This is a genomic window from Endozoicomonas sp. YOMI1, from assembly GCF_024606345.1.
Classification (GTDB): Bacteria; Pseudomonadota; Gammaproteobacteria; order Pseudomonadales; family Endozoicomonadaceae; genus Endozoicomonas.
In genome coordinates, this window is record NZ_JAHHPM010000290.1 from 1 (window position 1) to 23,173 (window position 23,173).

Consider the following 23,173-nt stretch of genomic DNA (forward strand, 5'->3'; position numbering starts at 1 on the left):
AGTGACTGATCACTTAGTCAGAAAATATGATTTCATTTGGTTAACTACTTAATACAGCCCCCCGATATTATCAGTTAAACTGCCAGAAAGGGTTTTCCATCTCCAGATCCAACGCCTTCCCATAGCCCGGAACATTGACTTGTTGTTCAGTAAACGTCAGATCAGAACCATCCAGCACACCCTCACCAAACTGATAAATGGGATTAGCTGCACCGCTCTGGCAGTGCTGTTCATAGTCATCCTGCCGTTGGGTGACTGACTCGTTTTTCTGTTGCCATTGAGTCATGGCCTTATCGCCATGACGGGCTGTCAGCATTTTTCGGGTTATTCCGGGGCTAAGCAACAGGGCTGTGGCATTGTTGCCACCAAAACCCTTGGCATTAATCAGGGCAAGATCCATCTGATCAACACCGGTTTCCAGATGATTCAGCAGAATATTGAGTTTTTCCGAGTAAACATCCTCAGCCAGACTCTTGATCGTTCTGATACCGGGAATGACCCCATGTTGCCAGGCACCCAATGTCGCCATAATCTGATCACCACCCGCTGCGCCAATGGAATGGCCAACATAACTTTTCACCGCTGCCACCGGCCAGCTTTCCATGCCGAACACTTTTGCGGTTTCACTGAGAATCTGTGACTCGGTCACCCGGTTCTGTGGTGTTCCTGTGCCATGGGCCTGAACAAAACTCCGGTAACGAAGGGCATTCTCGCCAGCAATGGCTCTTCCCAGGGCAGCAGCCCGGGCGACGGTCAAATGATTACCGGCTCCCGGTGCAGAAATAGACTTCTTGAAACCATCCGCATTAATGAATACATCCGCCACGGATCCCAGAATCTGTGCACCACACTCAAGGGCCAGTTGGTCATCCATCAACACCAGAAACTGGCTGGATTCGGCAATGGTGAAACCGGCATTATCAGCAAATGGGCGACAGGCTCTGCGCCAGTGCGGATTATCAGAATCCGACAAACCATCCAGTTTCCGCAGTGCAGCATCAGTGGTCAAAGCTCCCATGGTGGAATAACCTTCCATGACTTCCGGAGTAATTGGCGCTTCACTATTGCCCACAATCACCAGACGACGGCGGCCACTGCGAATTTCAGAAACCGCCTGCTCCAGGTTGTAAAGCATGGTGGCACAGGCTCCCATACTGGTACCCGTGCCACCCAGAGAGCCAAGGATATAGGCATTGATAAAATCCGCCGACATTTCGGCAAAACCCAGTGGACACTGCTTGGAAGTCACCCGCTTACCCATCAAACGGGACTGAAGCAAACCGCCATTACCATTAAAATCCAGTTGACTCATGGCACTGCCGGAATAAACCGCAACCTCTTCAGGGCTTAGCTTCTGTTTGACCGCATTCCATTCCATGCCGGAAGAATAGATCGCATCGGATGCACCGAACACCGTCATTGTCAGTGACCTGGGGTGGTTCCGGGACTGGTACAGCTTTTCCGGAGCAAACCCGCTGGGCAGCTGACCCGCGGCATTGACCAGTGATTCACGGATTGAAGCAATCATTAACGGCTGGCTGGCTTCGATTCTCACCTTGATTTGGCCATTTTCCAGTTTTTCTAACTGCCAGCCATCGGGCAGTGGATTGGGTAAACGACGGCCCTTAAGAATAATTTCCGATCCGGACTCAGCCTGAATAGCCTGATGAAAGGAAATAGCTTCAGGATTAAACAGGTTGTTTTCCAGCTGTCGAATCAATGTTCCAGACAGAATATCTTCCCGACTGCTGTCTTGTGGCAGATTTCTCAGCGCTCGAAGCGCAGCAAGGGTTTCGTGCTGCGACCGGTCACTCAGGCATTCCAGCACCAAACGACGGTAACCATGAAAACCAGAGGTTCTTCCAGCTGGGCTGACCCCACCTTGAGCAACAATAACGGGTAATCTGGACAAACCACACTCCTGTATAACAACAGAATTACCTGCCACTCAGAGTCTGAGTAGAGATCAGGTTGTTATGAATGCAAATTAAGAATCAAATGAAGTTGGCACTAGTTTAATGATTTCGTGATAAACTTAACCGGATGAAAAAGACACAAATACGGATAAAAAAGACACCCCCCTGAGCAGTTTTTTCCAATGTTTCAACAACCTCCTCCAATCCAGTTAAACCGTGTACTGATACCTATGGTGGAGCATATGATCAGTACAAGTGTGACATTACCGCTTGAGATGCTGGAAGCGGCCATGACCTACACCCGGCTGTCGGCCAATAAAAAAAGTATTGAAGTTCATTTCTGTGCCAGTACGCCAGACCCCGTCACCACCACTGGCGGCCTGAGACTGACACCGGATAGAACCTTTAAACAAAGCGGCTATGGTGATCTGATCCTGGTTCCTGCGCTCTGGCGCAACCCGATTCCGGTGGTCAGGAAACACCCGGAAATCATTGAATGGTTAAAACGCCAATACGATGCCGGTGCCGTATTGGCCGCTGCAGGCACCGGGGTGGCGTTTATGGCAGAAACCGGGATTCTGGATCAAAAACCAGCCACAACCCATTGGTTTTACATGGAAAAACTGCAACGTTTTTTTCCTGGTATTGAGTTCAAACCCAATCACCTGATCACCCGGGCAGGTCGTATTTATTGTGCTGGCAGTGTCAATTCGGTCGCTGACCTGATGGTGCACATGATTGGCGTAGCCCTTGGCGAATCAATCGCCCAGAAGGTTGAACAGCAGTTCTCCCATGAAATCAGAAAACCCTTCAAAGACACCCATTTTGCTGAAGATCATGCGACAGCACACCAGGATGAAGTGATCGTCTCCCTGCAGGACTTTATCCACCATCATTTCGCCAGTGAAATTTCTCTTGCTGCCCTTGGCAAACTGTCAGGTTTGAATGCCCGGACACTGAATCGCCGCTTTCAGCAGGCCACCGGTTCCCCCCCCATGGAATATGTCCGCAAAATCAGGCTTGATCAGGCCAGCGATCTATTAAAGAATACCAACCTGGGCATTGCCGAAATTGCCCTGCAGGTGGGATATACCGACGCTGATTATTTTTCCAGATTATTCAAACGTCGCTACCAGCTCACGCCTTCTGAATTTCGCAGAAGTGTCCGTGGCAAACTGTTCTACCTGAATGACACCACAATGGAATGATTACAGTAAATTCCGGGGTATTGGAGACTCTCTCACATGTTCCTGAAAAAACGCGCTCTGGGCGCTGCATTGTTGTCCCTCTGCCTGTCCTCTTTCAGCCTCGCGGCTTCGCCTTTGGGCATTTGGAAAACCATTGATGACAGCACTGGTGAAGCAAAAAGTTATGTCACAATCTTCGAAGAGAATGGCAAGCTGTCTGGCAAAGTGACCCAGATTCTTGATCCTGCCAAACAGGACAGCATTTGCGACCAGTGCCAGGGCGACCTTAAAGATCAGAAGGTCCAGGGTATGACCATACTCTGGGGTATGGAAAAGCAAGGCAGCAAATATGACGATGGAAAAATCGTCGACCCTGAGTCCGGGAAAGTCTACAGCGCTAACATGAAAGTGCTGGAAGATGGCAGAAAACTGGAAGTCCGGGGTTATATCGGGTTCGCGCTGATTGGCCGTTCGCAAACCTGGGAACGTGTTGAAGATTAAAACATAATCCCTTGAACTCATTAATAATTACAACAGCGTTTCTGATTGCAGCCGGTCTGATCACTGGCTCTATTCTCTTCTGGACCTTACGCCTCGGCATTGGTCCTACTCCCACCTCTGGAAAAGTCAGGATGGCTATCAGAGACATCCTTCCCGATAACGTGTCCGGCCATGTTATGGAGCTTGGTTGTGGCTGGGGGCACCTGATTCCCACATTAAGGGAAAAATACCCTGACAAACAGATTAAGGCCTGGGAACGTTCCCCAATTCCTGCCATCTATACACAGGTGGTTTATGGAATTGAGGTAAAAAGAAAGGATTTTTTTGCAGCCGATTTCAGTAATGCGGAACTTGTTGTTTGTTATTTATTTCCCGGTGCCATGAGGCGCTTTGCAACAGAAATTATTCCTGAACTGCCCAAAGGCTGCTGGGTAGTCACCCATACATTCAGCCTTTCAGGCAGAGAACCGGTTCAGGTCATTAAGGCAGACGATCTGTACAAGACCCCTGTTTACCTGTATCGGGTTCAGTGAAATCTCAGGCAAGATTAAACACCGGTATTTGTTGCGCCTTACCCTGCCATCGATAGATCTCCAACTCGGCAGGGTCACAGGAAACACAGCCCTTTTTGCAGGCCACAAAGCAACCCGGCTGTTCACAGCTCAACTGACCTTTCCTTAACCAGTGTGAGAGCATCCCTCTCATGGCCTCAGGTGTCGTATTGAATTTCACACTGAGGTCAGCCAGAGAGCAAACTTTCTGCTGTTTCAAATAATCACGAATTTTGATCAGCATGGTTAGCGCCTGTCACTTCAGGTTTCAGTTGATGGCCAAAAGCACTGTCAGTGCTTCTGGTCACTCTTTGCGTCTACGATATCTTGTCTGCGATATCATTGCGGACTGACATCCATTCGCCCATGCAGAACTGTGGCTCCCATCCGTTTCATCAAGGTAATCACAATAAACATCATCAGCATTATCGATACCACCCAAAGTAGCGTTTCACCGGGCTGCACAGATACCAGAGACAATTGATAATAAATAGTGGCAACCGCATAGCCAAGAAAGAAAGTCCATCCGGCAATGAAGAGCGTCCACCCCAGACTGGTTTCCCGGTAAATAGCGCCCAATGCTGCTACGCAGGGGGTATACAGAAGGATCATTAATAAGTAGGCAATGACCGCAGCATTACTGGGGAACAGGCCTGCCATAACAGAGAAAGTGCTGACCTTAACTGCCTGCTCTTCGGCAACCGCATCCAGATCGGTCAAATCTCCAACGTCGACGCCCAGAGGATCTGTCAGTGTTCCACTTAAACCACTCAGATTTGCCGGAATAGTGGCAATGGCGTTGTTCAAGCCTGCCAACAGGTCAAAAGTCGTTGCACCGTCAGTGTCAGCGTTTTCAGAAGCGGCAATCGCACCATACATTGAGTCAAGAGTACCCACAACGGCTTCTTTCGCCAGAATACCCGTGAACAGTCCTACAGCCGCTGGCCAGTTTTCTTCCGTCATGCCCATGGGGGCAAATGCCGGTGTAATGGTTTGGCCAATCTTGCTGAGCATGGAGCTCTGAGTGTTCTGGTGACCGAAAGAGCCATCGGTACCAATAGCATTCAGGGTGTTGAGCACGACCACCACCATCACGATCGCTTTGCCAGCACGCAAGATAAAAGCTTTGAGACGATCCCAGGTTCGTAACATTACCTGGGTCACCGATGGCAAATGGTAATTGGGCAACTCCATGATAAATGGCGAAGTATCCCCGCTGAGGACGCTCTGCTTGAGAATCAACCCGGTAAATATCGCGGCCAGGATACCCACCAGATAGAGGATAAACACCACATTCTGGCCGGACTCAGGGAAAAAGGCGGCGGCAAACAGTGCGTACACCGGCAATCGGGCACCACAGGACATGAAGGGAGCCATGGAGATGGTCAACAGGCGATCCTTCTCATTATCCAGTGTGCGTGCGGCCATAATCGCAGGCACGTTGCAGCCAAAGCCAACCAGCATAGGAACAAATGCTTTGCCCGGAAGCCCCAGAAACCGCATTAGCCGGTCAATGACAAAAGCAGCCCTGGCCATGTAGCCCGAATCTTCCAGTATGGAAAGAAACAGAAACAGGAAAGCAATGACCGGGATAAATGTCGACACTGTCTGGATACCACCACCCACACCATCCGCCAGTAACGTCACTGCCCAGGCGGGGGCTCCAACCGAACCCAGCCAGTGGCCCAGTCCGTCCACCAGCAGAGTACCGGTAAAGATATCAAAAAAGTCGATAAAGGCACTGCCGAAGTTAATGGTGAACATGAACATCAGATACATGACACCCAGGAAAATGGGGAACCCCAACACCCGGTTCAATACGACACGATCAATGGATTCGGTCAGCCGGTGACTGACAACGCCTCGCTCACGAATCACTGACTTCATGATGTGGCCAACCACATCGTAACGTCGACTGGCCAGAATAATGTCCAGATCTTCCTCAAATGCAGCTTCAATGATATGACGCTGCTGACTGGCCACATTAACCACTTGCCAGTTCAGCTCCGGAACTGGAACATTGTCACCTTCCAATAACTTCAATGCATACCAGCGCCGGGACAGCGGACTATCAAGATTGGCTAACTCTTCAAGGGTCGATTCAATAACACGAATGGCCTGTTCCAGTTGTTCACCAAGGTTCAATGGTGGGGCCACTGAAATACCATTATTCAAAAAGCCATTAATGTTTTTTAAAAAGCCTTTGATATTGCTTGTCTTACTGGCAACCAGGGGCAGCACCGGGCAGCCAAGTTCCTCAGAGAGCTTAGCAATATCAATGACCATGCCCTTTTCTCGGGCAACGTCCATCATATTGAGTACAACGATTACCGGCGCACCCATGTCCAGTAATTGAGTGGTCAGGTACAAATTTCTTTCGATATTCGAAGCATCAAGAATATTGATAATTAAATCAGCTTCACGCTTCAGAATGTAATCACGGGCAACTTTTTCATCAAGAGAAACGTCGCTGTCAACGACATCAAGACAGTAGGTTCCGGGCAGGTCAACAACTTCTATGGCGTTATCTGCAAAGGTATAAAAACCACTGCGTTTTTCCACAGTGACGCCAGGCCAGTTACCAACCCGCTGCCGGGCACCGGTCAACGCATTGAACAGCGTTGTCTTACCACAGTTAGGGTTCCCTACGATCGCAACAACGTGTTTTTTCATGTTCTGGAAACCTCTACAACAGCGGCTTCATCTTTTCGAATAGATAATTGGAAGCCTCTGACTTCCAACTGGATTGGGTCCCCCATGGGAGCAACACGACAAACTGTGAACCGGGTTCCGGGAGTCAGTCCCATTGCCAGCAATTTCCGTCGGTAGGCACTGCCAGCATCCAGAAAAGCCATTACCCGGCCACATTCGCCGGCTTTCAGTTCACCCAATGTCACCTTCATGTACTGCTCTCCAAAGACATCATAAGTCGGTCCTGATAGTTCCTGTACCTCACAGCAGGTGAAAACTTTCAAACAGCGACCAAAACATTTTGACTTAAATCATATGCCAGGAACAAAAGCCTGATTTTTGTAGGGTTTTTAGTATGAAATCGCTAGTGTCTGGCAAATCTTCAACTGAAACGAATATATACGCAAATGAGAATGGTTACAATTTAGAAATTCAATAACCCTCCTCAATGTTGACTTATGTCAATTCAAATCAGCTATACGTATTTGAAGGTAAATCGGATATCGCGAATCTGAGGGACGGCACCTATAGCGCCGTCTGCTTGAGCGCCCGTTATGTTCCGGTTTGATTAGAACAGCAACAAACTTCTTTTTTCATGCCAATGAAACTTATTTTTCAATTATTGGTCAATTAACTAGTAACTCCCATAACCAAAATGAGGAATGATGCCATGCTTGGTAATCCCATTAGAGGTATTATGTTCAATTCTCCATCCTCACAATTTTGAACCAAAAAATTCATGTAATATCCTCTGATCCTGATTTTCAACTTCTGAGTGCGTTTTGTGAAACTCAAAATAGGCGCAGGGGTCCTTGCCCCTGCCCTGAGTCTGGAATATGACAGATAAGTGCCGAAAAGATATGGAATGTAGACCGACTGATCAGCAGGACAACTACTCAGTCACTCTTTGAAGTGGTCATTACTGATAAGTGATCATTTTATGGAACCGACGGGTACATCGCACCAGACATAAATTGAAGTATCCGGTTGACCTGACAGCTGTAACCAAACTCATTGTCATACCAGACATAAAGCACACAGCGTTTTCCGTCAACGATAGTGGCTTGCCCATCAACAACGCCCGCACGACGGCTACCCACAAAATCACTGGAAACCGCTTCAACAGACGTTACGTAGTCCACCTGTTTCTGGAGGCTGGAATACAGTGAGGTCTCTCTGATAAAGCGATTAAGCTGTTCAACTGTGCTTGCTTTGGCCAGGGAAAGGTTAAGGATTGCCAGTGAAACATTAGGGGTCGGCACCCGGATAGCATTACCCGTCAACTTACCCTCAAGTTCAGGCAAAGCCCTGGCAACGGCTTTAGCTGCTCCGGTTTCGGTAATGACCATATTCAGGGCAGCACTGCGTCCACGACGCTCACCTTTGTGGTAATTATCAATCAGATTCTGATCATTGGTGTAAGAGTGAACCGTCTCAACATGACCGTGTTCAACACCAAACTCATCATTAATCGCCTTCAGCACAGGCGTGATAGCGTTAGTGGTACAGGAGGCGGCGGAAAGAATCTGATCTTCTGGCTTAATATCGTTATGATTTACCCCATAAACAATATTCTTGATATCCCCTTTACCCGGAGCTGTCAGCAGAACTCTGGATACCCCATTTGATTGCAAATGAAGGCCCAGCCCCTCTTCATCACGCCATTTCCCAGTGTTGTCCACAACCACGGCATTATTAATGCCATACTGCGTGTAATCGATGGAATCCGGGCCATTGGAATAAATGACCTGAATGGCCACACCATTGGCATAGATGACTTTATTCTCTTCATCAACAGAAATAGTGCCCTGGAAAGAGCCATGGACAGAGTCGCGACGTAAAAGGCTTGCCCGCTTCTGAAGATCATCACCTGCACCGCCGGGTCTGACAACCACGGCCCTCAGGTTAAGACCAGAGCCACTGCCCGCGCGCTCAATCAGGATTCTGGCCATTAAACGGCCAATTCGTCCAAAACCATACAATACGACATCCTGACCAGGGCCCAAAGTCTGTTTATGACCATTAGTCACTGACGCTACCTGCCCGGTCACATACTCTTTCAGTGACCGGTCTTCAGCTTCCGCCCGGTAACCAACGGCCAGCTTGCCAATATCAATACGAGATGGCCCCAGATCAAGACCGGTCAGAATTTCCAGCACAGAGTATGTCTCACGGACAGAAAGACCATTATCCTCAATCTGACGAACAAACTTGTGAGCTTTTAACAGGCTAATAACGGAGCGGTTAATGACGGGATGCCCAAACACAGACGTGACAACATGGTGATTTCTATACAACCTGCCGATCAGTGGGATCATTGACTCAGCCAGTGCTTCACGCTCTTTCCAGTCCTGAAAACGGTCTGTTACCACGATAAATTCCCGTTTATTATTTTCTATTTCAAATACAGCCCCTTAATTGGGACTTATGTTTCGTGGGTATTATCCTTGTTGATGGTGTCCGAGGCAACAAAGATTATCAAACATTAACATTGATAATCTTTACGCATTTAATTTTTGCCCTTATTCCGCCATTTCACTCTGGCAATACTGGGAGAACAGGATCACAACCGCTACAATCCATCTCTTATAATTTGGGGTAATCAGGAGAACCTTCAGGATTTTCATGTTTCAACACACTATTCCTCTGCCAACCCACCCCGGCGACAAGCTTCAGTGGGGAAATCTTGCAAAAGCCGGTCCTGCCTTTACCATTTCCTGTACTGCGGTAACGGACAACCATCCGCTGATGATTATTACTCCGGACAGTTCATCAGCAAACCGGCTGGAAGAAGAGCTGGTCTTTTTCCTTGCTGAAGAAGCACACATCAATGTTCAGCAAATGCCGGACTGGGAAATATTGCCCTACGATACATTCTCACCCCATCAGGATATTATTTCCCAACGACTGTCAACACTCTACCATCTTCCCCTGACCGACAACCGTGGCAGAAAAAAAATTCTGATTGTGCCCGTAACTACACTGTTACACCGCCTGTGTCCGAAGAACTATCTGCTGGGCAGCTGCCTGTCGTTGCAACCGGGAACCCGGTTTATCATTGATGAACGCAGAGGCCAGTTTGAACAGGCTGGATATCGCTGTGTTGACTCAGTGATGGAACATGGCGAGTTCGCTATTCGTGGCTCTATTGTTGATATTTTTCCCATGGGGGCTGACACGCCCTATCGAGTTGATCTCTTTGATGATGAGATAGAGTCACTGAGAACCTTTGATCCTGAAACGCAACGCTCCATCGAAACTGTTGAGGAGATACAACTGTTACCAGGGCATGAGTTCCCCCTTGATAAGCAAGGGATAGCGTTGTTTCGCAGTAATTTTCAGGAAACCTTTGACGTAAACTATCGTGAATGCCCGATTTACCAGGACATCAGCAAGGGCATAGCCAGCCCGGGCATTGAATACTATCTGCCTCTCTTCTTCCAGGAGACGTCAACGCTTTTCGACTATATGCCACAAAACACCCGAATACTGATCTACGACACCGTGGGTTCATCGTTGGATCATTTTTATTCGGATGTTCATGCACGATATGAAAACCGCCGTGTTGATCCGCAAAGGCCAATACTTCCGCCATCCCGGGTTCTGATGCCCTCGGAGGAGTTATACAGCAGACTGAACGACTTCCCCAGAGTCACATTGTTTGAACAGCCTGTTGCACCTAAAGCCGGTCGGTTTAACTTAATCCGCGAAGCGTTGCCGGAACTGACCATTAATGCCCGGCTTGAGCAGCCACTGGCACACCTCAAAACCTTTATAAATGACATTAATCATGTCCTTCTGGTCGCCGAAAGTGCCGGGCGGCGGGAAGTACTGCTGGAGTTGCTGAGCCAAAATAATATAACCCCTGACCTATGCGATAGCTGGCCCGCATTTCTCAAAGAAAAGCCCGCTCTGGCTGTCAGTACCGGACTACTGGACAACGGACTGTATTTACCGGAAGAGCAAATTGCTGTTATCCCGGAAGCGCTTTTGCTAGGCCAGAGAGTACAACAGACCAGACGGCGGAAGACGGAAGACGAACAGAGTGCTGACCAGGTTATTCGCAACCTCACCGAGTTAAGAATCGGAGCCCCTGTGGTTCATATTGACCATGGCGTTGGCAGATACAGAGGGCTGGAAACACTGGCAGTGGATGGCCAGACCACTGAGTTTCTGACCCTTGAATATGCCAACGAAGCCAAACTCTATGTTCCTGTCGCTTCTCTCCACCTGATTTCCCGATACACCGGTGCTGACGATGAACTTGCCCCGCTTCATCGGCTGGGCAGCGAGCAATGGAGCAAGGTGCGGCGAAAGGCCGCCGAAAAAGCCAGGGACGTAGCCGTTGAACTGCTGGATATTTATGCCCGCAGAGAGGCACGAAAAGGGTTTCCTTTCACTGAGCCAGAGCAGAACTATCTGGCTTTCGCTGCGGCCTTTCCGTTTGAAGAAACGCCCGATCAGCAACAGACCATCGCCGCTGTCATTGGTGATATGTGCGCACCAAAACCAATGGACCGCCTGGTCTGTGGTGATGTTGGCTTTGGTAAAACAGAAGTTGCCATGCGGGCCGCATTCCTTGCGGTTCACAGCGGGAAACAGGTGGCCATTCTGGTCCCCACGACGCTTCTGGCACAACAACACTACGAAAGTTTTCGTGATCGTTTTGCCGACTGGCCGATCGAAATTGATGTTATTTCACGATTCAAGTCACAAAAATCCGTGGATCAAGCAAAAGAGCGGCTCACTGAGGGCAAACTGGATATTATTATTGGTACCCACAAGATTCTTCAGGGAGACCTTACCTTTAAAGATCTTGGCCTTCTTATTATTGATGAAGAGCACCGCTTTGGGGTTCGCCACAAGGAAAAACTCAAGTCCTTAAGGTCCGAGGTTGATATCCTGACCCTGACCGCAACGCCCATTCCAAGAACGCTCAACATGGCGATGTCCGGTATTCGCGACCTTTCCATTATTGCGACACCACCGGCACGGCGACTATCGGTTAAAACCTTTGTCCGTCAATATGATCAACCGCTGGTAAAAGAAGCGATCCTCAGGGAGCTACTTCGTGGCGGGCAGGTGTACTATCTTCACAATCAGGTTGAATCCATTGAAAAAGTAGCCAGCGACCTTCAGGAACTGATTCCTGAAGCACGGGTCATCACCGGTCATGGCCAATTGCGTGAGCGTCAGCTTGAACAGGTGATGTCAGATTTTTACCACAAACGCTACAACGTGCTGGTATGTACAACCATTATTGAAACCGGCATCGATATCCCTAACGCCAATACTATTATCATCAACAGAGCTGACAAGTTTGGTCTGGCCCAACTGCATCAGCTTAGAGGCAGGGTTGGTCGCTCACACCACCAGGCCTACGCTTATCTGTTAACACCAGCACCGAAATTGATGACTGCTGATGCCGCGAAACGTCTTGAAGCCATATCAGAAGCACAAACCCTTGGTGCCGGGTTCATGCTGGCCTCGAACGACCTGGAGATCAGAGGCGCTGGTGAACTGCTGGGGGAAGGTCAAAGTGGCCAGATACAAAGTGTTGGATTTACGCTCTACACCGAGATGCTTGAGCGAGCTGTTAACGCCATCCGCAACGGCGAAACACCCAATCCGGATCAGCCTTTGAACCATGGCACAGAAGTGAACTTACGGCTTCCGGCCCTGTTACCTGAAGACTATATTCACGATGTCCATAGCCGCTTGATTCTCTATAAGAGAATTGCCGCCGCTGAAAATGAGGAAAAGTTAAAGAACCTTCAGGTTGAGCTGATTGACCGGTTTGGCCTCTTGCCCGACCCGGCCAAAAACCTGTTCCGTCAGATGAAGTTAAAACTTTATGCCCAGAAACTGGGAATCAAGAAACTGGACGCCAGCAGCAAAGAAGCAAGAGTTGAGTTTGAAGAACAGCCCAGTGTCGACCCCATGCTGATTATTAACCTTATCCAGTCAAGCCCTCAGCATTTCAGGCTGGAAGGAAGCAGCATCTTAAAGTACATTGACGCAATGGAAACTCCGGAACAGAGGTTTAAGGCAACAGAAACGCTGCTGGGCAGGCTCGCTGGTTAACTGCTTATGTCTAACAGTAAATGCCTGACTGGCAGCCCGGTGGTGCTGCACAAAAACCATAACCCCTGATTCCGGATTGGGAGATCCAAGGATATTCTGCATGAAAAAACTTCAGCTTATCGCATTGTCGATAGCACTACTTGTTAATTTACCGCTTTCTGCTGCACAAAAGGAAAGTAATGGCAGACCTGATACCCCATGGTATCAGGTAGATCTTGTGGTTTTTCGTTACCAGAATAATGACAGTGGCGAAGCCTGGCCTCCCGTTGCCGGTTACCGGGCGCCTGAAAATACGATCAGGCTGCAAACTCATGATACAGGCCCTGATGATAGCAGTCCTCTGTTTGACATCATTGAGCCTGAACACCAAAGCCATCCTGATACTATGCGTGATGCCTACATCGCGCTACCAGCCAATGAAAGGATATTGAACAGCCAGGTTACTGCACTTGAGAAAAATCGCAACTATCAGGTGATTACCCATAAAGCATGGCGAATGCCTGTCAGCGCTGAATCAGGTAAGCGACCGATTGAAATCCGGGCTGCTATCAGTGGGCAGGACAACCTGTTGCTGAATGGCACGGTCAGCGTCAGTGAAGAGCGCTTTCTGCATGTTGATATTGATCTGTGGCTGAATAAATTAAGTCCGGAATCACTCTACTCCACACTGTCCGGGGAGAAGCACAACTACGAACAAAAGACATCCGACGTTCTTGCTGCTTCTCATATAGAATCTGACAACCTGGTGAGACTGGATGATGGCTCTCCACCCTTGCGCATAACCGATAACTTTCAAATAAAACAGCGAAGAAGAATCCGAAATGTAAAGAAACTTCAATACATAGACAGTCCGGAGATTGGCGTCCTATTCAAACTTACGCCCTATGACCGCCCCGGCACTCTGGTGGAAACAGGTATGATAATTTCAGAAAAAAGCAGCTGACGTTGCTAAAAATGAGTGAACAGACCAGTACATCATTTCAATGAGTTTGATGTGGACAATCACCGTTCACCCTGAGAGTCCTTCGGTTCCGCTCAGGATGCACGGACGAAGGGTGATTAGCACAGTCTTTATTCAGGGTATGGATTTTATGTCCTTCGACTCCGCTCAGGACGAACGGAGTTTGGAGGTCAATGATAGATAGAACCCATCAACTGTATTGAAACCGTGTACTAACTCCTGATCTGCTTACTCATGATAAAACTGTTTTTATCCCCAACAGTCTGATACTCGACGTTATCCATCAAACTCTGGACGATCGGCAAACCTCTACCACTGCATAGCCACGCCGCAGGATTGTCAGGGTCCACTGACATATCCCTGCTCCCCAGTTTCCCCTGATCCATTGGCTTACCCCAATCACTTATGGTCAGCATTATGCAAGCTTGCAAAAGACTGACCCCAACCTCAACCTTATGCCCCTTTTCATTACCATAGGCGTGTTCAATGGCATTATTAACAATCTCAACCACACACAGCTCCACACGATTAACCTCTACCGGGGACAGTGTTGTCATCGCACAAAGGCCCCGGACAGCCATGGCAATCAGGGTGGTATTCGCCAGTTCACTGTCAATCTCAAGCCTGACTGCCTGACCCTTTTCGTCCGTCATGACTACTTCTCCTCAATGGCCTCGGTCACTGTAGGGAGAATGGTAAACAGCTTGTCCATAGAGGTAAGACTAAAAAGATCCATAACTGCAGGCTGGGCACTGGCCAGTTTCATTGAACCTGCCCCCCCCATTTTTTTCAGACCTGCCACCAATGCCCCCAAACCGCTACTGTCCATAAAGCGCACCTGGGATAAATCAATAACCAGGTTATCGGAACCATTGTCGATCTGGTCAAACAGGTAAATCCTCAGAGGCTCTGATAGAGAAGCATCAAGCCGGGTTTCGTCGATCGATACGATGGTATGCCCGGCATCATTTTTAGAGTCAAATGGCATGTCGCTCTCCTTGCGTCATAAACATTGCATAATCAATAAGGCAGCAGAAGCCTGGTTACGGCTGCCACTCCAATACCAGATAAGTTACATCATCCTCAAAAACATCAGCTCCGGTCCAGTTAATAATGTCCTGCTCAACGCGACTGATCATGGCTTCAATGGTGAGATCAATAGCATCTTCCAGGGCAGATACCAGCCGGTCTTCACCAAACATTTCACCGGTATTGTTTTCACACTCCGTCACCCCATCGGAGTAAAGAAAAAGTCTATCGCCAGGTTGAAGCTGAATAGTGACATTTTCATAGGTCATCGCTGGCATCATACCTATCGGTACACCGCCACAGGTAATTTTTTCGACAGATTTTGAACTGCTTTTCAGCCACAGTGATGACGGATGGCCAGCCTGCGACAGCGTAACAGAACCGGTTCGGCTGTTTATTATCCCGTAGGCTATGGTGAAGTAGAGCATCGACTCAGGTTTTGCCTGAAACTGTTCATTCAGGCTCATCAGCACTTCATCCGGTTCTTTTACCCGATAGAAAGGTGGCTCACTGAATGACTCCTTAACCAGTGATCCACCTCCGTCCTCACGCAGGGTATTGTTCAATGAAAAAGAAAACAGTGCTGACGGAATACCATGCCCGGCTACATCCAGCTGATAGAAGTCCAGTGTCTCTCCATCAAGCGCCTGATAACCAAACATATCCCCACCAAGAATGCGGCTTGGTTTGAAATACCAGTTAAAATCCACATTCTGAATTTTTGCTGGCTCAGATAGCAAACGGGCCTGCGTTTCTGCCGCTGACTCCAAGTCTTTTTCTATGGTATGTATTTTATGTTCAAGAGCCGCTTTTAATTCGATAATTCGAATACCGGCATTAAGGCGGGCACCAAGCTCGTCAAAATCCACAGGCTTATTGATAAAATCATCAGCACCACGGTTAATACCTTCCACCATGGCCTCACGATCCGAGTTACCCGTTAGCAGCATAAAATAGACATAATACCCAATATCACTGTTACGGATCGCCTCACAAAGCTCTATACCATCCATATTGGGCATCATCCAGTCGCTGATGACGATCCGGATATCAGGATGGCTTTCCAGAACATTCAGTGCTTCATATCCGTCTGATGCCTCAAAAACACGATGTCCCTGCTTTTTCAAAACCACAGAAAGAATCATTCTCTGGTCACGGGCATCTTCAACAATCAGTATATCCATTAGTTTTTTTTATCAATTTTCATCATATTGAATATAACTACTGTGTTATCGACCCATCGGAAAGAATCCTTCGAGTCGGATAAGCAAATGACGCCCCTTCCTCGTTAACAACCGCTGCAACCAGAAGCAAAATAGATTCCTGAGCCTTTAAAAAACCAACACGATCCGTTCTTGTGATATGTACCCGAACCTGACATAAAAGGGCAGAATCATCATAACGAATGAAAACAGCATAATGAGGCTCACGACTGTCAACCTCGGGAACCTCTTGAACAAGATCATCTATTCGACTGAGAATACGGGGAATTTTCCCAATATCCTCATAACGAAGAGAAAAATTTTCAATCATCCGACGATTTCTCATTCGCGTGGCATTCTCGACCACTATGCCGGTAAAGATTGAGTTTGGAACATAAATAGGCCGTCTATCAAACGTTCTTATTTTTGTCAGACGCCAGCCAACCTTTTCGATATGCCCTTCAATTGACCGGTCCGGAGAGCGAATCCAGTCACCCTCAGTAAAAGGACGATCCAACATCAGCATTAATCCACCAAAAAAGTTTGCCAGCCAGTCCTTGGCAGCAAGACCCAGAATAATACCGCCAATACCACCAAAGGCCAGAAGTGTTGACAGGCTATACCCGAAGGCCTGGGCAAGGCTCAACAGTGTGGAGACAACGATAATCAGCTGCACTGAACGGGCAATAACTGAAGGCGATAAGCGCTCGCGCCACCGCTCTCCCATGGAATCCAGCACCTCTGCCATATTCAGGCTGATTTCCCAGATGAACCAGGCAGGATAGATGGTCAGAATGAGTTTTTGAATCAGATCAAGCGTTTCATTGACATCCGACCGTTCAAGCCCCGGCCAGTAATGCGCCGAATAGAGGATGAACAACACCCAGGGCAGCGTCAGCAAGGGTCTGCGCAATATGTTGATAGCCAGACACCAGAATACCCTTTCCGGCCTCCTTTGCTCGCAATTTGCCAGCCACTTTATGCCATAAAATGAGGCAGCAGCCAGCAAAAAGGCAATAATCAAATGAGAATAGAACGAGATAAATTCGGGGTTCATGATCGGGATCATTCAGCGATTTCAGTTGGTTATTTTTATAAATTGTAGCCAGTTTGTTTAACATCTTCTTTAATGTGCATGCCTTGCGATCACTGCCGCCTGTAGACTCAAACCATCGAAGAGGGAGGAATATTATTGGCCGGGCGGAAGCCATATTGACGCCAGACTTTATCGGGGGCACCGCCTGCGGTCAACAGCTGTTGACATTCAGCGCGCCGGGGCTCCAGATAAGCTCTTAATATGCCAATCCGCAGATGTTTTTCAGAGCGCATGTGACGGTTGTTGACACTCTCTTTTTCCAGCGACTTCAACTCGTTTGCCGCCTGCCGGTAATCATGCAGAAAGCGCTGTTCCGGCGAACGCCAGAGGTAGGCTGCTGAGCGCACCAGCCCCTTGGTGGCACCATAACCTGCCAACATGACCATTCCCCCAGCAACCCCTACTAATGCCCCCACCACCGCCGCTGGTGCGCAAATAGAGAGTGACGGTATCAGGGTAACCATGGAGAGCCCCCCGGTCAGCGAAGCCATCAGCAAGACGCCGGATGTCAGCCCCACCAGACCACCCACCAGGCCACTGAGCAGCAGTCGCCGGGCGGTTACGCTCTCATTAACTGCCCTGATGACATTAGCACCAATGATTTTTATGGCCGATGCCAGTTTTTTTAATCGAGAGGGTGGTTGTCCATTTACAAGACTGTAATCGCTTACCTTAATGGTGCGCTTTTCCAACGGGACCTGGGCAATGTCTGTAAAATTCTCCTGGGGAGTGGTTAAAGGCGGTACCACAACGACGCTGCCTGACGAATCAGTTGACACTTGATCCGGGGGAAGCAAAGGCCCTTTGAAAGGCGGTAATACCTGTTGTGAGTCAAGATGAGGCAACGTCATCAGTCTTTCCCTGTTATGTTTTTATTAAATATTAGTCCAGGAGACTTTCAGATTTTCCACTGACCGACTGCGTAAAAATCTGACAGACTCCTCGCCATTCAGGGAATACTTGCTGCGGTGGCATTCCATACCAGCTCCCGGTCATAATGAAGTCCATCAACGGAATAGGACAATATGGCCCGATACTGTTCCCCGGCGACAAAACCTTTACTTGGATAAACAGCGTGGAGATAACCATCATAACGATAGTAATTTTCAGAGGCGATTTCCTGCCACGAGCCATCGAGCATCAACTTTTGCAGCTCAAGCTCCCTGTAAAAATAGGAAAGTGGCCGATCAGCAATAAAGATAAAACGTCCACGGCCAATACTGGTATTCAGGCCGACAACTCCCCCTGGTTCAGGATACACCGAAAAATGTGGCTCAACCTGATCATGCCCCTTGAACTTTGCCCAGTAGTAATCCCATACCCTTGCAACCCTGATCCCGGTGTAATTGATACCGCCAATGCCGTCCCGGTAGTTCTGCCGGAGCCATGGGTATAAACGGCTGTCCATAAGATTGCTGAACGGATTAACCAGCTGCCGCTCCCAAACGGCTGCTGCCACAATATTACCTTGCCCCTCTTCAATGTGGCTACGTTGTACTTTCGATTTCAGCAGTGGTTGCAGCGCCTGATAAACCACATCCAGCGGTGATACCGCAGTAGGATGCACATCGTAGGCCCCCTGGTAATCGTAAATGGCGTATTTGTCGACGATGGTATCCTTGGACGTGGCCAGATGATCCCCCCCACGCCCATCCACCTGGTCGGATAAACTCATCAATAAATTGTCATAAATTTCATCCTCAACGCCATGAGCCACCATACCCATAAAATGGGAAACCAGTTTTTTACACTCTGCCAGCTGCAGCTTTTCAGGAGGGCAGAGTTTCTGGATTTGGGAGAAATAGGAGCGATGGAATTTCGACCAGTGGCTGATCTCGGCATAAGGATAACCATTGAGGTAACCACCGTCCGGTAGGCCAGAACCAATCACCCACTGCGCCTTATACTCTTGCAGGATACTCCTCAACGCCGGGTCAGAGACCAACTCAACGGCCTTCTTGCTCATCTGGATATGGACGCTGTGACCGGCACTGAAGGCCTTGGCCGCCAGGCAGAGACTGACCAGCAGGACCCATCTGACCCTTGAAAATCTGTTCATGGGAACGCTCCTCAATATCGACTTATTAGTTTTTGTTATTATCGGTCGATGGAGTGTTACATTGATCTCTTCTCGCCCCTGAAGGAACGGAATTCCTGCGCGAGTATTTTTGCTACAGCAGACTGTTCCGATTTGACTGGCTATCTCCGACTCAATAACCTCAATAGGGATTTTGCATCTTAAGGTTTACTGATTGGCCATAACCGGGCACACGAATTTGCGACGGGTCATACTGAAGATCAACCCCATCCAGAACACCTTCCCCAAGGTAGCGTTGTTCCAGTGCTCTGATAAACGAGATAAAAACCCAACAGAACAGAACAATGACCAATAGGTCCCGAAAACTGAGAAAGCGCTCAAACAGATTATTTCCGGTTCCTCCCCATATTTCTTCTGCTGACCAGCTTAACCCGGCAACCCAGATAAACTGGTTAAAGAAGGCGTCAAAACAAAACTTGATGATTGCCCTCTAAACCTTCCTGCGTCTGGGGTGCAGAGTTTTTGGACGAGAACTAACTATAAACCGGTACGGTAACTTAGAGGGAAAGTTACCGGAAATTACTTGATGGTGTGTCCATGGGAACCAGTAAAAAGTATTGCAAAATCAGCCGGCCCCAAAGGCCCTGGCCAGCATTTTACGTACTTCCCGGTAGCGCTCTGAGTTTTCAAGAGACGCCCAGTCAGTGTATGAGGCTGGCATCAAATCACCCGGACCGACACCCTGTAAACCAGAGCCGTCTATTTCAGCCAATACCTCCAGAACTCCCTGACGGTTACAAATAATAAGAAGATCACAACCAGCATCCAATGCGGCTCTGGCCCTGGCAGGATAACTGCCGGTTTTCGCCGCTCCTTCCATGGATAGGCAATCGCTGATAACCAGTCCATCAAATGACAGCTGATTGCGCAACACCCTTTTCAGCCATTCTGGTGAATAACCGACCGGATACTGGTCAATAGCGGGAAACAGGATATGGGCTGGCATTAATGCCTCAACCCCCTTTCGAATCATCACCCGGAAAGGCTCCATGTCAGACTGGCAGATCTCATCAAAAGTACGATCATCCAGGGGAAGGCTCACATGGGAATCAGAATCCACATTTCCATGGCCCGGAAAGTGCTTGATAACCACGGACATTCCTGCTTCATGAACCCCATCAACCCACAATGAGGCCAGTTGAGTCACCTGCTCAACCGAACACCCAAAAGCCCGATCCCCGACAATCGACGTTTTACCATGATCAATATCCAACACAGGCCCCAGGCAAAGATCTACCCCACAGGCCAGCAGCTCAGAGGCCATCAGCCAGCCTGACTCATAAGCTATATGGCAGTGCAGATCCGGGTCAAACACCCCATAGGCCTGCGCCGGAGGTAGACGGGTAAATCCGTCCTTGAAGCGTTGCACACGCCCACCTTCCTGATCCACACAAATTAACAGATCCCGGCGAACGTCCCGGACAGAACGGATCAGGGCAATTAACTGTTCCCGACTCTGATAGTTCCTGGAAAAAAGGACAATACCCGCAACACCGGGCAGGGAAAGCAGCTGGTTTTCTTCAGCTGTCAGCTGCGTTCCCTTGAGATCGATCAAAAGAACACCACGGTTCAGGCCTGTTGGCAAAACTATACCCTCTAAAAACAAAAAAGCTGTATCAGCTATGCTGTATATCGATCCTGGTACCGGTATCTACACGGTCAAACAGATGGATAATATCTTCCCCATGCATTCGGATACACCCCCGTGAGCCAGGCTCTCCCATCACTGCAGTATCCGGCGAGCCATGGATGTATATGTAGCGGCGCATGGTATCAACATTACCAAGCCGGTTATATCCGCGCTCCAGGCCACTGAGCCATAAAATTCTGGTTAATATCCAGTCCTTTCTTTCAGGATACTGCTTACGCAGCTCAGGTGAATAGATCTCACCAGTAAAGCGACGTCCGACAAATACTGAATTAGCCGGTAGACCTGCACCAATTTTTGCACGGATAACATGCAGCCCAAGGGGCGTTTGCCAGCTCCCTTCCTGCTGTCCGGTTCCTTTGCTGGCAGTAGAAACTGAATAAACACGGCGCTTGCCGCCCTTCTCGTGCAGCACCATCTTCTGACTGGCAATATGAACAGTAAGATGCATCGGTAAATTAAGCTCTGTTATGGTTAAATGTTCCGTCAGGTGTGTGACCTGAGACCTGCCGCCATGAAAGGAACCATCTTCCTCATGATATCTTCCAGTTCAGTCCTGACCCCATAATCGCTTTCCGCCATAGCCCTCAGCGTATCCGCTCCTGAAAGGGTAAAAACAGCGGAACCCAGGATAAAATAAACTCTCCAGAACAGATCATTCATTGGCAACTCAGGACACGCTTTTACCAACAACTCCAGATAGGCCTGGAATACTTCACCATAGACGTCTCGCAAATATTTCTTCAGATGCCCCTGGCCCTGTGTGTAGGCCAGGCCAATCATCCTCATACAAACAGAGAGATCTTCAGGACTGCGAGGTTTAACCGCCATGATCTGATCCACCAGTAAATGAAGTATTTCTTCCAGATCAACGACATCATTATTATCCTGATATCTCACAATAGCCCCGGAAAGATTGCTGACAAAAGGGTCAAGAAAACGGGAAAAGACCGCCTGAATCAGGGATTTTTTAGAGCCGAAGTGATAATTGACAGCGGCCAGGTTAACACCCGCTTGACTGGTGATTGAACGCAGAGAAGTCTCTGCGAACCCATGCTCAGCAAATAATTTCTCTGCAGCGTCCAGAATCCTGTCTACTGTCGCTGACTGTGACATGCCTGTAAAACCTCCAATGTAAACATTTGTTTAAAACTAACGTTTGCCAACTGAAACATCAAGTTGGATTAATAAGGCAGAGGTAGTTGCAGCCAGCAAAATACTGTATATAATCACATGTACTGTATAAAAACACAGATTGAATCATGTATAAATTGACCAAGCGCCAGACTGAGATCCTTGAACTGATCAAGTCTCATATAGAAGAGACCGGTTTCCCTCCCACTCGTGCAGAAATCGCACAGACCTTTGGTTTCCGATCTCCCAATGCTGCAGAAGAACATCTCAGAGCCCTTGCCCGCAAGGGAGCAATCGAGATTACCCCCGGAACCTCAAGAGGTATTCGAATCCCTGGCACCGAATTTGCTGGCCTGCCTATTGTAGGACAGGTTGCTGCAGGAAGCCCCATTCTTGCCCAGGAACATATTGAAGACCATCTGTCCATCAACCCTGATTTCTTTTCACCCAAAGCTGACTTCATGCTTCGGGTAAAAGGGATGAGCATGAAGGATATCGGCATTCTTGACGGGGATCTTCTGGCTGTCCATAAAACATCAACGGCATCCAATGGCCAGGTTGTCGTTGCCAGAATTGACGACGAAGTAACAGTCAAACGTCTTGAACAAGTCAAGAACAGAATTTACCTTCACCCGGAAAACAAGGAATTCCAGACAATCGAAGTAGACCTCAGCGTTGATACCTTTGCTATCGAAGGACTGAGTGTGGGGGTTATCAGGAACAGAGGATAACTTGAGGGTTTGCATGACAGTTAATGGAGAACCCGGTTTTCAGGGACATATTCTCCAGCGTCAGCTTCTGTTTTACGCCCCACTTCCGCTATGCAGGCATCCAGCATGGCCTTGGCAACCTCCACCTGCTCTCCCTGGAGAAAGTCAAGTAACTCCTGGGAGAATGACATGGTAACCAGAGGCTCAGCGTTCTCCTCATCACTGCGACGCAAAACGATTTCGCCGGAAGGTAATTCAACAATTTCAAGAAACGACGCTGACATAAATAGTGACACCGGGATTTTATGGGTAGCAATAGAGCATTGTGCATTAGCCTGCAGAGGCTTTCAAGATATCTGCCCTCA

At 48.5% G+C, this 23,173-nt stretch carries 22 protein-coding genes; 6 read left to right on the forward strand and 16 right to left on the reverse strand.

The annotated features are described in order from the left end of the window. Positions 1-70: 70 nt before the first annotated feature. Complete coding sequence (locus tag KDK15_RS10065; protein ID WP_257295227.1) at positions 71-1,912, reverse strand: beta-ketoacyl synthase; 1,842 nt, start codon at positions 1,910-1,912, stop codon at positions 71-73. 186 nt (positions 1,913-2,098) lie between these two features. Between KDK15_RS10065 and KDK15_RS10070 the strand changes: the two genes are divergently transcribed. The 3 genes from KDK15_RS10070 (at position 2,099) to KDK15_RS10080 (ending at position 4,137) form a co-directional block, all read left to right on the forward strand. Then, positions 2,099-3,124 (forward strand): GlxA family transcriptional regulator, encoded by a 1,026-nt coding sequence (locus tag KDK15_RS10070; protein ID WP_257295228.1) that lies wholly within the window; start codon positions 2,099-2,101, stop codon positions 3,122-3,124. Between the two features lie 36 nt (positions 3,125-3,160). After that, complete coding sequence (locus KDK15_RS10075; protein WP_257295229.1) at positions 3,161-3,604, forward strand: DUF2147 domain-containing protein; 444 nt, start codon at positions 3,161-3,163, stop codon at positions 3,602-3,604. A gap of 131 nt (positions 3,605-3,735) precedes the next feature. Beyond that, positions 3,736-4,137 carry a hypothetical protein gene (locus tag KDK15_RS10080; protein ID WP_257295230.1) on the forward strand — a complete coding sequence of 134 codons (402 nt, stop codon included), beginning with the start codon at positions 3,736-3,738 and terminating at the stop codon, positions 4,135-4,137. A 4-nt stretch (positions 4,138-4,141) separates the two neighbouring features. Here the strand turns inward: KDK15_RS10080 and KDK15_RS10085 are convergent, their stop codons facing one another. From KDK15_RS10085 to KDK15_RS10100, 4 genes are all read right to left on the reverse strand, one after another. Next, positions 4,142-4,399: a FeoC-like transcriptional regulator gene (locus KDK15_RS10085; RefSeq protein WP_257295231.1), complete on the reverse strand. Its 258-nt coding sequence runs from the start codon at positions 4,397-4,399 to the stop codon at positions 4,142-4,144. Between the two features lie 95 nt (positions 4,400-4,494). Then, positions 4,495-6,828, reverse strand: a complete 2,334-nt coding sequence (gene feoB / locus KDK15_RS10090) for a Fe(2+) transporter permease subunit FeoB (RefSeq protein ID WP_257295232.1) — start codon at positions 6,826-6,828, stop codon at positions 4,495-4,497. Then, on the reverse strand, positions 6,825-7,058 hold the full coding sequence (locus KDK15_RS10095) for a FeoA family protein (RefSeq protein WP_257295233.1): 234 nt from the start codon (positions 7,056-7,058) through the stop codon (positions 6,825-6,827). The genes feoB and KDK15_RS10095 overlap by 4 nt, the downstream gene beginning before the upstream one ends. A 726-nt stretch (positions 7,059-7,784) precedes the next feature. After that, on the reverse strand, positions 7,785-9,218 hold the full coding sequence (locus KDK15_RS10100) for a glyceraldehyde-3-phosphate dehydrogenase (protein WP_257295234.1): 1,434 nt from the start codon (positions 9,216-9,218) through the stop codon (positions 7,785-7,787). Between the two features lie 253 nt (positions 9,219-9,471). On the opposite strand from KDK15_RS10100, the gene mfd reads away from it, so the two are divergent. Then, the gene (gene mfd / locus KDK15_RS10105) at positions 9,472-12,930 is read left to right on the forward strand and encodes a transcription-repair coupling factor (RefSeq protein ID WP_257295235.1); all 3,459 of its coding nucleotides are present in this window, start codon (positions 9,472-9,474) and stop codon (positions 12,928-12,930) included. A gap of 100 nt (positions 12,931-13,030) precedes the next feature. After that, the gene (locus KDK15_RS10110) at positions 13,031-13,873 is read left to right on the forward strand and encodes a peptidoglycan binding protein CsiV (RefSeq protein WP_257295236.1); all 843 of its coding nucleotides are present in this window, start codon (positions 13,031-13,033) and stop codon (positions 13,871-13,873) included. A gap of 230 nt (positions 13,874-14,103) precedes the next feature. Here the strand turns inward: KDK15_RS10110 and KDK15_RS10115 are convergent, their stop codons facing one another. The 10 genes from KDK15_RS10115 to KDK15_RS10160 form a co-directional block, all read right to left on the reverse strand. After that, positions 14,104-14,544, reverse strand: a complete 441-nt coding sequence (locus KDK15_RS10115) for an ATP-binding protein (protein WP_257295237.1) — start codon at positions 14,542-14,544, stop codon at positions 14,104-14,106. A 2-nt stretch (positions 14,545-14,546) separates the two neighbouring features. Continuing rightward, a complete protein-coding gene (locus KDK15_RS10120) occupies positions 14,547-14,879 on the reverse strand; it encodes an STAS domain-containing protein (protein ID WP_257295238.1) in 333 nt (110 codons plus the stop codon). A gap of 55 nt (positions 14,880-14,934) precedes the next feature. Beyond that, a complete protein-coding gene (locus KDK15_RS10125) occupies positions 14,935-16,104 on the reverse strand; it encodes a PP2C family protein-serine/threonine phosphatase (protein ID WP_257295239.1) in 1,170 nt (389 codons plus the stop codon). A gap of 37 nt (positions 16,105-16,141) precedes the next feature. After that, positions 16,142-17,179, reverse strand: a complete 1,038-nt coding sequence (locus KDK15_RS10130) for a mechanosensitive ion channel family protein (protein WP_257295240.1) — start codon at positions 17,177-17,179, stop codon at positions 16,142-16,144. A gap of 107 nt (positions 17,180-17,286) precedes the next feature. Next, the gene (locus KDK15_RS10135) at positions 17,287-18,069 is read right to left on the reverse strand and encodes a hypothetical protein (protein ID WP_257295241.1); all 783 of its coding nucleotides are present in this window, start codon (positions 18,067-18,069) and stop codon (positions 17,287-17,289) included. Between the two features lie 98 nt (positions 18,070-18,167). Beyond that, on the reverse strand, positions 18,168-19,277 hold the full coding sequence (locus KDK15_RS10140) for a hypothetical protein (protein ID WP_257295242.1): 1,110 nt from the start codon (positions 19,275-19,277) through the stop codon (positions 18,168-18,170). Positions 19,278-19,437: 160 nt separating this feature from the next. Then, on the reverse strand, positions 19,438-19,608 hold the full coding sequence (locus KDK15_RS10145; protein WP_257295243.1) for a hypothetical protein: 171 nt from the start codon (positions 19,606-19,608) through the stop codon (positions 19,438-19,440). Positions 19,609-19,881: 273 nt separating this feature from the next. Then, the gene (nagZ, locus tag KDK15_RS10150; protein WP_257295244.1) at positions 19,882-20,901 is read right to left on the reverse strand and encodes a beta-N-acetylhexosaminidase; all 1,020 of its coding nucleotides are present in this window, start codon (positions 20,899-20,901) and stop codon (positions 19,882-19,884) included. Positions 20,902-20,932: 31 nt separating this feature from the next. Then, entirely contained in the window at positions 20,933-21,415 is a 483-nt protein-coding gene (locus KDK15_RS10155) for a L,D-transpeptidase (protein WP_257295245.1), read from the reverse strand. Positions 21,416-21,450: 35 nt separating this feature from the next. Further along, positions 21,451-22,080 carry a TetR/AcrR family transcriptional regulator gene (locus KDK15_RS10160; protein WP_257295246.1) on the reverse strand — a complete coding sequence of 210 codons (630 nt, stop codon included), beginning with the start codon at positions 22,078-22,080 and terminating at the stop codon, positions 21,451-21,453. A gap of 146 nt (positions 22,081-22,226) precedes the next feature. On the opposite strand from KDK15_RS10160, the gene lexA reads away from it, so the two are divergent. Continuing rightward, complete coding sequence (gene lexA / locus KDK15_RS10165) at positions 22,227-22,829, forward strand: transcriptional repressor LexA (RefSeq protein ID WP_257295247.1); 603 nt, start codon at positions 22,227-22,229, stop codon at positions 22,827-22,829. A gap of 20 nt (positions 22,830-22,849) precedes the next feature. Here lexA and KDK15_RS10170 read toward each other — a convergent pair whose 3' ends face one another. Continuing rightward, positions 22,850-23,092 (reverse strand): hypothetical protein, encoded by a 243-nt coding sequence (locus tag KDK15_RS10170; RefSeq protein WP_257295248.1) that lies wholly within the window; start codon positions 23,090-23,092, stop codon positions 22,850-22,852. Positions 23,093-23,173 lie beyond the last annotated feature (81 nt).

What these genes read in the sequence shown, in the direction of transcription:
- KDK15_RS10070 (WP_257295228.1), top strand. Translation starts at nt 2,099, where the DNA reads ATGTTTCAACAACCTCCTCCAATCCAGTTAAACCGTGTACTGATACCT.
- KDK15_RS10075 (WP_257295229.1), top strand. Translation starts at nt 3,161, where the DNA reads ATGTTCCTGAAAAAACGCGCTCTGGGCGCTGCATTGTTGTCCCTCTGC.
- KDK15_RS10080 (WP_257295230.1), top strand. Translation starts at nt 3,736, where the DNA reads ATGGCTATCAGAGACATCCTTCCCGATAACGTGTCCGGCCATGTTATG.
- KDK15_RS10085 (WP_257295231.1), bottom strand. Translation starts at nt 4,399, where the DNA reads ATGCTGATCAAAATTCGTGATTATTTGAAACAGCAGAAAGTTTGCTCT.
- feoB (WP_257295232.1), bottom strand. Translation starts at nt 6,828, where the DNA reads ATGAAAAAACACGTTGTTGCGATCGTAGGGAACCCTAACTGTGGTAAG.
- KDK15_RS10095 (WP_257295233.1), bottom strand. Translation starts at nt 7,058, where the DNA reads ATGAAGGTGACATTGGGTGAACTGAAAGCCGGCGAATGTGGCCGGGTA.
- mfd (WP_257295235.1), top strand. Translation starts at nt 9,472, where the DNA reads ATGTTTCAACACACTATTCCTCTGCCAACCCACCCCGGCGACAAGCTT.
- KDK15_RS10110 (WP_257295236.1), top strand. Translation starts at nt 13,031, where the DNA reads ATGAAAAAACTTCAGCTTATCGCATTGTCGATAGCACTACTTGTTAAT.
- KDK15_RS10115 (WP_257295237.1), bottom strand. Translation starts at nt 14,544, where the DNA reads ATGACGGACGAAAAGGGTCAGGCAGTCAGGCTTGAGATTGACAGTGAA.
- KDK15_RS10120 (WP_257295238.1), bottom strand. Translation starts at nt 14,879, where the DNA reads ATGCCATTTGACTCTAAAAATGATGCCGGGCATACCATCGTATCGATC.
- KDK15_RS10125 (WP_257295239.1), bottom strand. Translation starts at nt 16,104, where the DNA reads ATGGATATACTGATTGTTGAAGATGCCCGTGACCAGAGAATGATTCTT.
- KDK15_RS10130 (WP_257295240.1), bottom strand. Translation starts at nt 17,179, where the DNA reads ATGAACCCCGAATTTATCTCGTTCTATTCTCATTTGATTATTGCCTTT.
- KDK15_RS10135 (WP_257295241.1), bottom strand. Translation starts at nt 18,069, where the DNA reads ATGACGTTGCCTCATCTTGACTCACAACAGGTATTACCGCCTTTCAAA.
- KDK15_RS10140 (WP_257295242.1), bottom strand. Translation starts at nt 19,277, where the DNA reads ATGAACAGATTTTCAAGGGTCAGATGGGTCCTGCTGGTCAGTCTCTGC.
- KDK15_RS10155 (WP_257295245.1), bottom strand. Translation starts at nt 21,415, where the DNA reads ATGCATCTTACTGTTCATATTGCCAGTCAGAAGATGGTGCTGCACGAG.
- KDK15_RS10160 (WP_257295246.1), bottom strand. Translation starts at nt 22,080, where the DNA reads ATGTCACAGTCAGCGACAGTAGACAGGATTCTGGACGCTGCAGAGAAA.
- lexA (WP_257295247.1), top strand. Translation starts at nt 22,227, where the DNA reads ATGTATAAATTGACCAAGCGCCAGACTGAGATCCTTGAACTGATCAAG.
- KDK15_RS10170 (WP_257295248.1), bottom strand. Translation starts at nt 23,092, where the DNA reads ATGTCAGCGTCGTTTCTTGAAATTGTTGAATTACCTTCCGGCGAAATC.